The sequence below is a fragment of the Paenibacillus sp. 2TAF8 genome (assembly GCF_052114825.1).
Classification (GTDB): Bacteria; Bacillota; Bacilli; order Paenibacillales; family Paenibacillaceae; genus Paenibacillus.
Window position 1 is genome coordinate 11,734 of the sequence record NZ_JBFRFN010000031.1, and the last position, 13,046, is coordinate 24,779.

Sequence of the window (13,046 nt, forward strand, 5' to 3'; positions counted from 1 at the left end):
CTAGGCTGCATTGTCCAGCTGATCCAGGCATACAAAAAAGACTCTCATCAATAGTGATGGAGTCCTCTAAAAGTCATGTATTTTATGGATTAGCCTTCAAAGTATAGCCTTCCGTCCAATGGCGTATCGGTACAACGCAGTTTCAGCAGTTATTCAGATCGGACTATGATCCACCAGCACCCTTTGACGCCTGCGAGCAGATTCCAGACAGGCATCAATGACACGCATGTTCCGAATGGTGTTGTCCGGACCGAATGGCAACGCTTCTCCCTCAAGGGCTGCAGTCGCAAACGTCTCCACCTGTAGCACATACGAGTTGGATACCGAAACCCGTTCCTCCCGGCTCACCGAATCGGTATGAATGATAATCTGAGGCGGAATATCGCTATTCTCCCAGCCGAACACTTTGGGTAGCTCAATGCGTCCTTCGGTTCCGAGAATTTCCATCTCAGCTCGTCCTGAAGCCCACATGCCACAGTCAAAGGTCAGGGCGACCGAGTTCGGAAACTCGATCAATCCCGATGCCATCATATCTACGCCGTCATGTTCCTCCGAGAACAGGGCATGAACGGTAACCGCCTCTGGCTCCTGTCCCAGATACATCCGGGCAGCCGAGATTGGATATACACCGAGGTCGAAAATGGAGCCCCCGCCCATATGTTTTTTGAATCTCACATTGTCTTTATCATCAGCGGTATTACATGTAAAATTACCATGAATGGCTCTGACCGTTCCAATCTCGCCACTCTCGATGATCTCCTGAACCCGTCTGTGTTTTGGATGATATCGATACATAATGGCTTCTGAGAACAAAACCCCGTGACGTTCACATACTTCGATCATCTCGATGGATTCCTTGGCATTCAAAGCCGCAGGTTTCTCGCATAACACATGTTTTCCAGCCTCGGCAGCTTTAATGGTCCATTCTCTATGCAAATGGTTCGGCAAAGGGATATACACGGCCTGGATATCTGGATCAGCAATAAGCTCTTCGTAACTGCCATAGGATCTGGCGATATTCATCTCTTCAGCCAGCATTTCCGCTTTTTCCTTCGAGCGGCTGGCAATGGCCAGCACTTCACCACGTTCGGACTGCTGAATCGCAGGAATGATTGCATTTCTCGCAATCGTTGAAGTTCCCAGTACACCCCACTGCAGAGGTCTGTTCATGCTCATCTTCCTTTCGTACCGTAATTATCCGCTTCTGCCTTGTGCAAAATGCCAAGACAGCGATCCAGATCGGCTTTCACCTGTTTCTTGTATAATTCTGCTTTGGCTGCACCGTCATCCGTGAAATGATAGAGAACGATCTCCTGAAAATCCACCTTTGGATCATTGCCCTTTAATTTTTTGGTTCGATAAAAGATACCCTGTTGGACTAACTCATGTAATGCACGATATACCTCACTCTGAGGCGGTACATATCCGTAATCTTTGAATTCCTCTTTCATCGCTTCCAGCATTTCGTAGCCATAGCCTCTGTGTTGCTCCACCATCGTTATAAGATAAACTTTGATAAATGCCCGCTGTGCAATCATAAAAGCCATGCTCGTTCCCTCCTGTCAGAACCTGTCTACATCTCATTATAAAACATATGTTCTGATCCTGCCATCTTGCTCCTGATCTTACCCTTGTGACGGGCTGCTATTGGGAATGAGCAAGATGAAAGACGGATTAAAACGGCTGAAGTACGAAAGCAAAGATGCTTATTATTGTGAATTTTTCACATGATGATATATTCATTTTGGAGGCGAAGCAGTCGTTTTACTGACTTGCGTCTGCTTGGGTACAACGCCCACGATCCATTTTCCCCATTTCAGACGCGAGATCAGCCAGGTCAACATACAAGACACCCCAAGTGCCACAAGCCAAGTGACAATCATGCGTACCGATGGGTTCCATCCCCATGCCACGTATAACCATTCATCTGGAATATAACTGTAACGAAGCACCAGCATATGCATCAGATAACCTCCATACGACATACCGCCGATCCATCCCAACCAATAAAGAACTTGGCGTTGACGAAGCTTGCCAGCAAGTTGGTACATGACCATAATCGAAGCAATCAGGAACAGAATCATATCGGGCCTGATCAGGCTGACAGTATAAAAACGGATTTGAATTCCTTCGGGCTTTTGAAACTCCAGCATTAATAGATAAATAAACCGTAGCCCCAGGGTGATAAACACCAGCCAGTATACCCAGCGCAAACGAACAATCCATTCCTGCCAGCGCTGAACGGAAAGTCCTGCCGCCGCACCAAGTACAAAATAAAAGAAGAAGTAGATGAAATTACGGTCTGCATAGGTTGTAAAGGCATCGGTTAGGACCGGAATTTGCAGCCGCTCCATCCATCCGGCAATGTTTCTTAACTGATCGGATAGAACCAGAAACAAGACGCCTGAGACCAGCAATGCAACCATTCTTCCCTTGGCTTGGTAACGATGGTACACATACCGGATGCCACGCAGAAATAACGGAAAAAACACGTAAAACTGAATCAGCATAATGATATACCAGAAATGTGAAGCCGTTTTGCCTGTTACCAGCTTCAGAGCAAGATCAGGAATGTCCTGCCAACCGAAATCTGCCCAGTTACGCGGCGCAAGTATATAATAAATGAGAGACCAGACCACATAAGGTAAAATCACGTCCATTACTCTTTTGCGCATAAACTGGCCATAATGCAACTGATCCCCGGTGTTGTAGAACAGCACCATCCCGGTTATAAATATAAACAGCGGTACCGCAAACTTGGCGAGCATCAGTAACAAAGCCAGCACGACGCCATCCTGAAGTCCTGCCTGCGGAACCAGGGAGTAATGGGCAATGGAATGCTGCAACACGACGGCTGCAAAAGCGATTCCTCTTAGTGTTTCGATTTCGGTAATACGTTCTTTGCGAGGCAAATCACTCAACCTACCCTTCTTGATTATTCTAGGAATATATAAAAACAAACTTTTCACTCATGGATAGGAGGCCTATGATATTCATGTCTGACAAATCATCCAGTATCCCTGAATCCAAAACTGTTCAGCAACATTTGGCAAACGAACGCACATTTCTTGCTTGGGTGCGAACAGGCATTGCCATGGCAGGCATCGGATTTCTCGCTGCCGGTTTTGGTTTTAACGCCAGCGTTTACGATCGCATTGCTCATCTGGCTGCCATCATAACAGGGATCACTTCCCTCTTCGGTGGTATTTCCATCATTGGTTTCTCAGCTGTAGCCTATCACCGGAAAAGAACACAGATTAATGAGCAGACTTTTCAAGCTACAACTGGACTCATCACGTTTCTCAGTCTCTTGCTTCTTGTCATTGGTTTCGCACTTGCGGTGCTGCTGTATGTATTGTTATTCCCTGCCTGATAACGTAAAAAACAATGTCTTGACTTAAGAGCATAAACCAATTGCAAACCTATAGTCAGCCAAATCCCGTATGGGTACAAAAACCGGCCTCCTCAGCGGAGACCGGCCGTAGTCCACGTTTAATTCCATGTATCCATCCTATTTCAAAGCCGCTATTTTTGAATGAGTTGACATCTGTTCTGTGTGCTCAGTCTTGATGTTCCTTTTATGGACCGACTTATCGGTTTATAACAATTCATCGGCTTTACAAAAAGGTGTTGTTGCCAAAACGAGCGGCTTTGGTCTGCGCTTCCATACGGCGCTCTTCCATATCCAGATCCGAACGAACCTCAGTCGCGTTCACATCTTCACCGTGCAGAGAGTCGATGTTCGAATGGGTGTGACGCTTCAAGTTGAACACATCGTATACCGTACTATCTCGGTCGGACGAGTCAACCAGCAACAGAATTTTACCATTCTGCACATACTCCTCATACTCTCTCGCATCTTCTTCAGGAATGCCCAGCCCGACGAGTCCGCCAACGAGTCCTCCGGCTCCTGCACCTACAGCTGCACCTGTGAAGGCCGCTGCAATGGGTCCTGCAGCCAGAATCGGGCCGATCCCCGGAACAGCCAGCGCACCTATTCCGGCGAGCAATCCGGCTACCCCACCAAGCACGCCGCCAGTGGCCGCCCCTGCTGCTACCCCCTCCGGCGCTTTCGTACCTGTCTCTTCCCGAATGGCCTTCAGCTCATCTCTATCCTGCGTAACAACCGATATTTCATCAGACGTAAAACCTTCTGCTTTCAAACTTTCAATAGCCTGCGATGCCTCACGCTCTGTATTAAACACACCTACGATTTTCTTCTTCATAGTGAATACCTCCTCAGAATTTTGAGTGGTTCGCTTCGCTATGTTATTACCCGTCATTCTTTCTTTCAAACGTTTCTAAGTCGATAATCGTATGCATGGATGCTAATTTAGGTCAAAAGAACGAGCTTCAACAAGGACGGAAAATGAAGATAACGAAGTGCATCATTTATCGCGGTTTTGCCCGATTCGTTGCAACCGCTTCAAGTGGATTATCCGGCCAATAATGCTTCGGATAACGTCCTTTCAAATCTTTCTTCACTTCAAAATAGGTCTCGCGCCAGAAGTTAGCTAGATCCCGTGTAACCTGAACAGGACGCTGTGCTGGTGATAATAAATGAAGTGTAACCGGAACCAGACCGCCCCCGATGCGTGGTGTCTCATGTTGACCAAACATCTCCTGTAATCGAACAGACAGGATCGGATCTTCCGGATTACTGTAATCCACCGGAATACGTGAACCACTTGGAACCCGGATATGGGTGGGAGCCTCTTCATCCAGTTGCTGCCGCTGCGTCCAGCTGAGTCCGCCCAGAAGCACGTCATGCATCGACAGCCGCTTCAGATCAGTCGCCGAGCGCATGCCTGTTAAATAAGGTGCAAGCTGTTCGGACAGCTCATCGGTCAGATGATCCTCAATCAGATCAGGCCAGTCCGGCAAGTGCAGATGCAGAAAACGCATGCGGTCCGCAAGTTGGCGGGATGTTTTGCTCCATGGCAGGATGTCTGATCCTTCCAGACGTATGCCTGATAAAAGCGCTTCAAGCACCTGATCTTCTGGTGGCTTCACAATCGTGCTTTCCTTGATGATGAGCGCTCCAATGCGCTGCCGCTTGTGTGCCCGCACACTTTTCGTTGTGCGATCCCAAGCCACGAGCACCTCTTCGTGCAGGAGATGCTGAGCGGCACGCAGCATCGTCTGCTCCTGCACTGGCGCAGCCAGCAGGATGCGCGCATCCGCGCCCTGGTCGTCTGCCTCGGCTGCGACCAGGTAGGCGGAACGGCTCAGCGACTCTGTCGACGCGAGCCGCACCCCTCGGCCGCTGCTCAGCAGATAGCGGCCGTCCTCCCGGCGTTGCCCGATCCGGTCCGGATACGCGAAGGACAGCAGCAATCCGCAGCTGTCCTCATCCGGCCGCACCGGATCGGCCGCCGGGCTGCCGAGCGCCAAGCGTAGCTGGCGGCTCTCCTGCAGCATGCGCCGCACGGCAGCACCGTCTGCGCCAGCTGCTGTCGCTTGCGGCATGGCGCTGCTGCTGCCTGCGGCCAGCAGCGCTTCCACGCGCGGGCGCAAGTCCGTGCCCGCGCCGCCAGCACTTGCGCTGCTGCTGCTGCGAGAGCCAGCCGGCTCCTGCAGCAGTGCCGCCAGCGTGCTGGCGTAGCTGGCCAGCCCAAGCTCCGCCGCGCGGAGCAGCATGCTGGCCAGCCGCGGATGAACGCCGAGCGTGTTCATCCGCCGCCCAAAGGGCGTGATGCGGCCTGCGTCATCCAGGCCGCCCAGCTGGCGCAGCAGCGCCTGTGCCTGAGCGTAAGCCGCATCAGGCGGGGTGTCCAGCCAGCGCAGCTCGGCCGGGGACTGGACACCCCAAGCGGCAAGCTCCAGCGCCAGCGGCGCAAGATCCGCGGAGGTGATCTCCGGGCGCGCTGCTTCAGGCAGCGCTCCATGAGCCTCCTCGCTCCATAGCCGGTAACACACCCCCGGGGCAATACGCCCCGCACGTCCGCGCCGCTGGTCAGCGGACGCCTTGGATGCCGGCAGTGTCACAAGCCGGCTCATGCCCGTCCTGGGCGAAAAAGCCGAAGCCCGGCTAAGCCCGGCATCTACCACCACTTTTACACCTGGAAGAGTAAGACTCGACTCCGCAATCGCAGTGGACAGTACGACTTTGCGCCAGCCATCTACAGCAGGCCGAATCGCCTCATCCTGTTTCTCAGCAGACATACTGCCATATAACGTATGTATGTTCACCTGTGCTGGTAGTGAAGCTTGCAACACTTGCAACAATTCCCGTTCGGTACGATGGATCTCTCTCGCCCCAGGAAGAAAAACCAAGATATCTCCCTCTTCTTCACTCAATGCTCGAATGATCGTGCGAGCCGTCCAGCTCTCCAATTCAACTGCCGCAGGTTTAGGAACATATCGTGTGTCCACCGGAAACGTGCGCCCTGCACAGTTCACCACGCGGGTTTCTTCTCCCAGCAAACTGCACACCGGAGCCGGATCAAGCGTAGCCGACATCACAAGCAGCTTCAGATCGGGGCGTAGCATTGCCCGCGATTCCAGCGCCAGTGCCAGGCCCAGATCCCCATGCAGATGCCGTTCATGGAACTCGTCAAAAATAATCATCGCCGTATCCTCAAGTCCCTGATCCTGCTGCAACATGCGGGTTAACACACCTTCAGTGACCACTTCGATACGTGTAGCCTTACTTACCCGGGTATCCATCCGTACACGGTATCCGATCGTCTCTCCTGTTTTTTCTCCCAGTGATGCAGCCATTCTCGCCGCAGCTGAACGGGCTGCAAGCCTGCGCGGCTCCAGCATAATTATTTTTTTGCCATCCAGCCAAGGCTCCTCCAGCATCGCGAGCGGTACAACCGTTGTCTTGCCTGCTCCCGGTTCTGCGATCAAAACACCTGTGTCCTGATCACGGAACAACTGCTGTAACTCCGGAATAATTACATTTATCGGTAAATCAGTGTACATATCATCGCTCCTAATGAATGTCTTACCACTTTAATCACTTATACTTGAATGACTTAAACTTTAATAACTTACATAAGTTCAACATTCGAATGTTAGCATTATAACAAAAAAAGCCGTCCCGAAGGAACGACTATACGAATCTATGATTTGTAGCGATTTCACTCAAGGTCATTCAGTCATTTAACGTTTCATCTAATGGGCTAATCTGTTATTTACAAACGGTTGTTGTCTTATACGATTACTGTCCTATCATTGACCAGATCAACTGAGCAGAGACTCCGCACCATCAATCACGATCTCAGCCCCGGTAATATGTTTGGATGCACCGGAAGCGAGGAAACTTACCAGATCGGCAACATGCTCCGGCTGTCCTGGTCCGTCAGCAAGCGGCTGCTGTCCTTCGGGGAATTCCATCGGAATGATAATGTCCTGCAAGTCGTCCGTCTTGATTGTACTTTGATCAATATTCGTTGCGATTGCACCTGGACAGATCACATTTACTCTGATCTTGAACTTCGCCAGTTCCAAAGCTGCCATTTTAGCAAAAGCAACCTGCCCGGCCTTCGACGTACTATAAGCCGACATGCCAAAACTGGAGAAACGCTGATTACCATTAATTGAGCTTGTGATAATAATGCTGCCCCCGCCACGCTTTTTCAGATGAGGGAGTGCATATTTTACGGTGAAAAATGTGCCGTCCAGATTCGTCGTAATAATCTGCTTCCAGTCCTGCACCTGAATCTCCTCAATGGGAGCAGATACTCCATTAATACCCGCATTGGCAAAAACGATATCCAGCCCACCGAACAGTTCCACGGTTTCCAGTACTGCCTTCTCAACCCGCGCCGGATCGGAAATGTCCACATCAAATGCGCGCGCAGCGCCTTCATGGTTCGCATTAATCTCCGCTTCTGTCTTAGAAATCCGATCATTTACCAGATCGAACAAGGCCACATGTGCCCCTTCATTCGCCAGCTTGAGTGCCGTTGCTTTACCAATTCCCGAGCCTGCTCCTGTAATAATAGCCACCTTGCCCTGAAACGGTAATCTGCTGTTGTGTTGTGTCATCGCCCAATCACTCCTTCGATTTGGAAATTATGTAGGAAGATTCGATTCAACTTGATTTCAATCAATTCTTCACAAGATTACCCAAAACGAGCAGCTTTTAAATCAACACCCACAACTTTTTTCATTTTCAGACGCCTATGTACACAGAGCATGTACCCTGACTCATCTGATCAAATGATCCTCATCCCATGTCTGCATTTACCACTCCAGTTCGATGAAAGCGGCATCATCCTCAAGTCCACCCGTATGGGCAGCATCCAGCAATACTTGTATATGCTCATCTGGGATGTATGTATCAATGGCATCAAGATCATTCAGTCCATCCGTATAGAGCTGAAGGCGAAAGGGTTCACTTCCTGAACCTTTCATCTCAAAAACATGGGGCTTGCCCCCTACAGATCCTTCTCGCGTAGACCAGCGTTCACTTGTCTTGCAATGCTTTTGAAATGGTTCCGACTGTTCCTGTCCATTACGCCAGAGCCGTATTCTGGAATCCCCTTGCCATGCCAACCAAGCTCGGCTTTTTCGTCCTCCAGAAGTAAGTTCAATGCGTCCGCATACATACATGGCCTGGCTTCCCTGAATTCGTTTCTCCATCAATACCTCCCGCAACAAAAGCGGAGAGGTATCTAAGGGCTGTAACTGTTCCAGCTGTTCGGATGCAGCCCCCGTTAAATTTTGAAGAAAGCGTTCAACCCCTTCAGCTGTTAACGTGGCCGTCTTTTCCAGCCATTCAAGCAGTGAACTGCCCAGAAAACGTGCAGCAAAATCACCGAGATAACTCATGCCAACTCCATCACACAATACAAAATGACAGACATTGCCTTGCATGCGAATAGCAACAAAGTCTTGCCCTGCGTCACCTTGATTGACGCTTTCTGCTGCACGTCCATACCCGTATCTGCATTTCAACTTGCCCTGGTAACGAGTTAACGGCTGTTCCCCCGTCTGCACGCTTACATAGCGAAAATTGTCATGCCGTTGCTTCGCATGACCTCCCCGATCACTGGCAGACAATGTCGCCATACGTATTGCTCGCATGATTCCCCTCCTATCTCACAGGTGTCGCAGCAGACATCTGGAACCCAATGGATACCAGTTCTGCACAAGTACCAGGCAACATCATAAGCGCACCTGGTGCAAGCAAATAATCTGCCTCCACCAACATTTCCCGATAGCTTTCAGGCAGCACGGATGACATATTGCGCAACTTCTCCCCATGCTCGTCTTGCAGATTGGTCTCTGGTGAAATACCTTTCCAACGTCTAGGCTCCGCGATAGGAGCTTCAAGCAAATGATCACTGATAAATATATTTTCAACCAAAACGTTTCCATCCGGTACACTCATGCCCATAATACGTTTGGCAATCGGCTCCGGGTCTTCCCCAGTCGCAACACCATCTGTCATGTGACAAACAAGCGGGGCTGGACAGTCTTGCATATTCGGTATTTCCGCTTGCAAAATTTTCTCTGCCTGCAAAAATGCCTTTGCCGAATCCGAGAAACGTCTAGGTGTCAGATCTGGCAGCGAACCTACAGCTGCCACCTCATCAATCCCTTTAATCCCGTTCAATACGTCGTAAACATCATCACTGTATGCCAATATTGCGATTCGGTAACGAGGCGTCAGCCGATTTCCCTTGGTTGAACGAAACACCATTTGGCGAATCGCCAAAGATAAGGCATCATAAACGATGTCAATTCGGCGACGATTATCCAGAACCATATTCATGGAAGCGCTAATATCAATTAAATAAATAATAAGTGCAGGTGTACGCTGTGATGCTTGAATTGTATAGTTCATCTAGAGTGTGTCACCTCTATATATTTAATATTAATTTATAAGTCAGGCAGTGAATACTTCGAATTACTCAAAAATTTGTTAATCGCACTCATCCGCGCAGCCACTTTCCCTACACCTTTAAAATACGAAGCATCTGTATTATAGAGGTTTTTGAAATCACGGGCATAGGCAAGTGCGTTATCTGTTTTTCTGCCTTTTTGTGCATTATACGCCTTGTTATAGTTTGCAATCAAAGTCACGACATTTTGAGCACGCTCTTTCTTAAGAGCTTCCTTCTGCGCCAGTTCCTGCTTACGCTTTGCTTCGGCGGCAGCTTTCTGCTTGGCAATTTTGGCATCATTTTCTTTTTTCCAGACCAGATAAGCTTCGTATTTCGCTTGCTGATCATATTTTGCCTGCAGTGCCTTTTGCGCTGCTTCCTTTTTCTGTTGCTCCTGCTTCGCCAGATAAGCCTCATATTTAGCCTGCTTCTCATATTTTGCTTGCAAAGCTTTTCGTTCTTCCTCTTTTTTCTTCGTTTCCGCTTCCTTTTTCTTCGCTTCCGCAAGCTTTTTCTTCTCTTCAGCTTCCAACTTTGCCGCTTTCTGCTTTTCTGCTTCTTCCTGTTTGAGCTTGGCGGCTGCTGCATCCTGTGCCGCTTTCGCTTCAGCCAGACGAGCCGCTTCCTGCTGTTTAACCTCGGACTGATCGGCCAGAATTTTGACTGTTGGTACGCCACCAGCCAGCAGTACAATGAGCACCGCCGAAGAGATCATGAATTTTCTGGATCGGTAAAATGGAATTGGTACTGGCTCTGTACTCTCCGTCTTCGCATTCATTTTCTCATCCAGTTCCTTGATCGCAGCCTCGACTTCCATCTGCATCGCACTGTTATCCGGAATGAAGTGATATAGTGAACGGTAAACTTCGAGCGCAGCCGAAGGTTTGTCCTCATCTTCCAGAGCTCTCGCTTGCAAAAATAGACGATTCACAACAGCTTCTTGATCCCTGGATTGTTTTGAATTTAAAGTATGGACGGCTGCTGCATCCTGCTTCACAACCTTTGATTCATCAGATTCCTTCGGTGTTGCAATCGCATCAGACTCTGACAAATCTGTCACATTCTCATCTGGCTCTGCCAGAGCAGCAAGGAAGGCCTCCGCCTGTTGTATATCTGCCGCTGCGAGTGCAATGTACCATTCCCCAAACGTTGGGCAACTGCTCAGATCGTGACTTTCCCATGCCCGGATAAAGAGATCCGACAATTTGGAACCCCAGCGATTCTCAAGAGAACCCCGCATCGCGAAATAACGCTCACTCATGGTCTGCATCTCATGTTGATCAAAATAACTCTCGCCCCAAGCCTTCTCTACGATAGCGGGGTCGGACCAACACAACATCTCTGCAATAATTACTGCGCCTGCAAATCGATCTGCATAAGAACTCCAAAGACCGCTGTGCACTGTACGATGGGCCGCATAACCCGGTGAACCGGCAAGCAGCGCATCTGGGCGATCCATTTTGGAGCCGTACATCTGCTCCACATCCACGAGTTCAACAGCAGAATTCAGGTCTGAGTTCTGCACTTCGGAAAAAAACGGAATCATTACATTGGGCGCGGACATATCACAATGAGCCAGGCCACGTTGCTCCATTGCAGAACCTGTACCTGCAAGTGCTCTAGCCAGCTGCAGACTTTCCTCCGCCGTCAATTGCTTTTGATCACTGATCACATCGAACCAGGTCAGACCTTGTACCCATGGCATCAGTACCGCATATAACAGATCGGGGTGTTCTCCAATAAGCGCTCCGTTTCTTTCCGGAGTGAGCACTTCTCGTTTGCATACCTTTAAGCCAGGTAGTTCACTGTACGGCTCCATATGCTCGGACTGATAGACCATTGCCGGGATACGGAATTTAGGAAAAAATACTTTTAGTGCTTTGGCCCCATGAATGGAGTCGCCGCGGGGAATCAATTGATAAACAATTCCTTGCCTGCCGGCTTGAGCATAAGCAAGACCAGGCGCAGCTGGATGCTGACCAATTGTATAGGCGATATCATTAATCACCACTTCATCGCCGGGATTCGGTTGGAAAGACATGCTCATCCCTCTCTCATTCTTTGTGTTATAGTTGCGGCAAAAACCGGGTGTAGTCCACCCGGTTTTTGCCGTATTTGTGCAATTTTCAACTTGCTACCCGCATATAGTCAAGACAATTTAAGTCACTATATTGTCCGGACCTATGTAAGAGCAGATTAACGAGATTGGTCTGCTGTGCGGAATTTAGTCGCGATTGCTGTAAGTTCTGCACTAATGCTATTCAGCGTTTGAACAAAAGATTGCATTTGTTTGCTTGCTTCCTGGAACTCTTGGAAGAAACGTTGTTTTGTCATACCTTCCCATTGTCCTTCCATACTTGTGATGGATTGAGTCAATGTAGATACGATCTGCTGACTTTGTTCTCCACTTTGTTTGAATTGATTGGAGACCTGATCCAGTTGTTCTGGGGTAACTAAAATACGTCCTGCCATTGTTAAATTCCTCCTTGATGTGTGCAATTATTTTGGTTTGTTCAAATTGTACTATACAAGGATCACTCGGACAAAAGCCGAAGGACCTAATCCTATTTACCCCATTTTTAGCATCTGAAACTTCAACTAACAGACTATTTACAATTTATTTTACGTCCAGTTGCACTACGTCTGCCAGGACTCTATGAAACTACAGGTTCAGTTCCTCTTCTCTCTCGAAAGGAAGGGTCTCTGAATCTCCATGCCACTGGTTCAGGCTGCATAGCCTGAACCAGTGTCGCCGGAGAACCATCAGGTGGAGCAGTATCCTGTATCCGATATACAGCTGCCATAGCGGAAAGAGGGTCGGATACAACAGCTACATCAGCAGCATGCGCAGGCAGAATCTCGCTACTGCGGCTGCTCTGAAGAACATTCAGCATATTGACCGCATTACCATAGGCAACATTGACGTGACTCAGCACGGAACGATATTCCATGTCTGCTTGTTGGAATAACACTGCCTTGCGTCCCAGTTGCACACTCAAATCCATCAAACGGCGAAGGGCTTCCTCACCCAACCGCTTACCACGATTCCATTCGCTCATCACCGCTGCACGGGACTCGATATCCCAATCCAGCGAATGTATCGCTTGATCCAACACTGTCATTTTTTGCTGTATTTGCTCCGCTGCATACTGAATCTGCCTGCTCAGTGCCCGAAGCACATCCGGTTCCACACGAATGCGCATT

General features: G+C 49.2%; 12 protein-coding genes. 1 reads left to right on the forward strand and 11 read right to left on the reverse strand.

Translation table 11 applies throughout. From position 1 onward, the window contains the following. Nucleotides 1-153 precede the first annotated feature (153 nt). From AB4Z30_RS27530 to AB4Z30_RS27540, 3 genes are all read right to left on the reverse strand, one after another. Nucleotides 154-1,170 carry a Gfo/Idh/MocA family protein gene (locus AB4Z30_RS27530; RefSeq protein ID WP_441930716.1) on the reverse strand — a complete coding sequence of 339 codons (1,017 nt, stop codon included), beginning with the start codon at nucleotides 1,168-1,170 and terminating at the stop codon, nucleotides 154-156. A gap of 2 nt (nucleotides 1,171-1,172) precedes the next feature. Continuing rightward, the gene (locus AB4Z30_RS27535; protein ID WP_441930718.1) at nucleotides 1,173-1,547 is read right to left on the reverse strand and encodes a helix-turn-helix transcriptional regulator; all 375 of its coding nucleotides are present in this window, start codon (nucleotides 1,545-1,547) and stop codon (nucleotides 1,173-1,175) included. A gap of 192 nt (nucleotides 1,548-1,739) precedes the next feature. Next, complete coding sequence (locus tag AB4Z30_RS27540) at nucleotides 1,740-2,921, reverse strand: acyltransferase (RefSeq protein WP_441930720.1); 1,182 nt, start codon at nucleotides 2,919-2,921, stop codon at nucleotides 1,740-1,742. Nucleotides 2,922-2,995: 74 nt separating this feature from the next. Between AB4Z30_RS27540 and AB4Z30_RS27545 the strand changes: the two genes are divergently transcribed. Next, nucleotides 2,996-3,373, forward strand: coding sequence for a YidH family protein (locus AB4Z30_RS27545; protein ID WP_441930722.1), 378 nt, complete (start codon nucleotides 2,996-2,998; stop codon nucleotides 3,371-3,373). 244 nt (nucleotides 3,374-3,617) lie between these two features. Here AB4Z30_RS27545 and AB4Z30_RS27550 read toward each other — a convergent pair whose 3' ends face one another. The 8 genes from AB4Z30_RS27550 to AB4Z30_RS27585 form a co-directional block, all read right to left on the reverse strand. Beyond that, nucleotides 3,618-4,226 carry a general stress protein gene (locus AB4Z30_RS27550; protein ID WP_441930724.1) on the reverse strand — a complete coding sequence of 203 codons (609 nt, stop codon included), beginning with the start codon at nucleotides 4,224-4,226 and terminating at the stop codon, nucleotides 3,618-3,620. Between the two features lie 166 nt (nucleotides 4,227-4,392). Continuing rightward, nucleotides 4,393-6,930 (reverse strand): ATP-dependent helicase HrpB, encoded by a 2,538-nt coding sequence (gene hrpB / locus AB4Z30_RS27555; RefSeq protein ID WP_441930726.1) that lies wholly within the window; start codon nucleotides 6,928-6,930, stop codon nucleotides 4,393-4,395. 261 nt (nucleotides 6,931-7,191) lie between these two features. Then, nucleotides 7,192-7,998: an SDR family oxidoreductase gene (locus tag AB4Z30_RS27560; protein WP_441930728.1), complete on the reverse strand. Its 807-nt coding sequence runs from the start codon at nucleotides 7,996-7,998 to the stop codon at nucleotides 7,192-7,194. A 198-nt stretch (nucleotides 7,999-8,196) separates the two neighbouring features. Continuing rightward, nucleotides 8,197-9,039: a hypothetical protein gene (locus AB4Z30_RS27565; RefSeq protein WP_441930730.1), complete on the reverse strand. Its 843-nt coding sequence runs from the start codon at nucleotides 9,037-9,039 to the stop codon at nucleotides 8,197-8,199. Nucleotides 9,040-9,049: 10 nt separating this feature from the next. After that, nucleotides 9,050-9,802, reverse strand: coding sequence for a vWA domain-containing protein (locus tag AB4Z30_RS27570; RefSeq protein ID WP_090921050.1), 753 nt, complete (start codon nucleotides 9,800-9,802; stop codon nucleotides 9,050-9,052). Nucleotides 9,803-9,837: 35 nt separating this feature from the next. Continuing rightward, on the reverse strand, nucleotides 9,838-11,883 hold the full coding sequence (locus tag AB4Z30_RS27575) for a hypothetical protein (protein WP_441930732.1): 2,046 nt from the start codon (nucleotides 11,881-11,883) through the stop codon (nucleotides 9,838-9,840). Nucleotides 11,884-12,038: 155 nt separating this feature from the next. Beyond that, nucleotides 12,039-12,314: a WXG100 family type VII secretion target gene (locus AB4Z30_RS27580; RefSeq protein ID WP_441930734.1), complete on the reverse strand. Its 276-nt coding sequence runs from the start codon at nucleotides 12,312-12,314 to the stop codon at nucleotides 12,039-12,041. Nucleotides 12,315-12,496: 182 nt separating this feature from the next. Further along, on the reverse strand, nucleotides 12,497-13,045 hold the full coding sequence (locus AB4Z30_RS27585; RefSeq protein WP_441930736.1) for a WXG100 family type VII secretion target: 549 nt from the start codon (nucleotides 13,043-13,045) through the stop codon (nucleotides 12,497-12,499). Nucleotide 13,046: the final 1 nt, after the last annotated feature.

Bases quoted from the DNA above. Each gene is read 5' to 3' on its own strand.
- AB4Z30_RS27560 (WP_441930728.1), bottom strand. From the start codon at position 7,998: ATGACACAACACAACAGCAGATTACCGTTTCAGGGCAAGGTGGCTATT.
- AB4Z30_RS27565 (WP_441930730.1), bottom strand. From the start codon at position 9,039: ATGCGAGCAATACGTATGGCGACATTGTCTGCCAGTGATCGGGGAGGT.
- AB4Z30_RS27580 (WP_441930734.1), bottom strand. From the start codon at position 12,314: ATGGCAGGACGTATTTTAGTTACCCCAGAACAACTGGATCAGGTCTCC.
- AB4Z30_RS27535 (WP_441930718.1), bottom strand. From the start codon at position 1,547: ATGGCTTTTATGATTGCACAGCGGGCATTTATCAAAGTTTATCTTATA.
- AB4Z30_RS27550 (WP_441930724.1), bottom strand. From the start codon at position 4,226: ATGAAGAAGAAAATCGTAGGTGTGTTTAATACAGAGCGTGAGGCATCG.
- AB4Z30_RS27530 (WP_441930716.1), bottom strand. From the start codon at position 1,170: ATGAACAGACCTCTGCAGTGGGGTGTACTGGGAACTTCAACGATTGCG.
- AB4Z30_RS27570 (WP_090921050.1), bottom strand. From the start codon at position 9,802: ATGAACTATACAATTCAAGCATCACAGCGTACACCTGCACTTATTATT.
- AB4Z30_RS27585 (WP_441930736.1), bottom strand. From the start codon at position 13,045: ATGCGCATTCGTGTGGAACCGGATGTGCTTCGGGCACTGAGCAGGCAG.
- hrpB (WP_441930726.1), bottom strand. From the start codon at position 6,930: ATGTACACTGATTTACCGATAAATGTAATTATTCCGGAGTTACAGCAG.
- AB4Z30_RS27575 (WP_441930732.1), bottom strand. From the start codon at position 11,883: ATGTCTTTCCAACCGAATCCCGGCGATGAAGTGGTGATTAATGATATC.
- AB4Z30_RS27545 (WP_441930722.1), top strand. From the start codon at position 2,996: ATGTCTGACAAATCATCCAGTATCCCTGAATCCAAAACTGTTCAGCAA.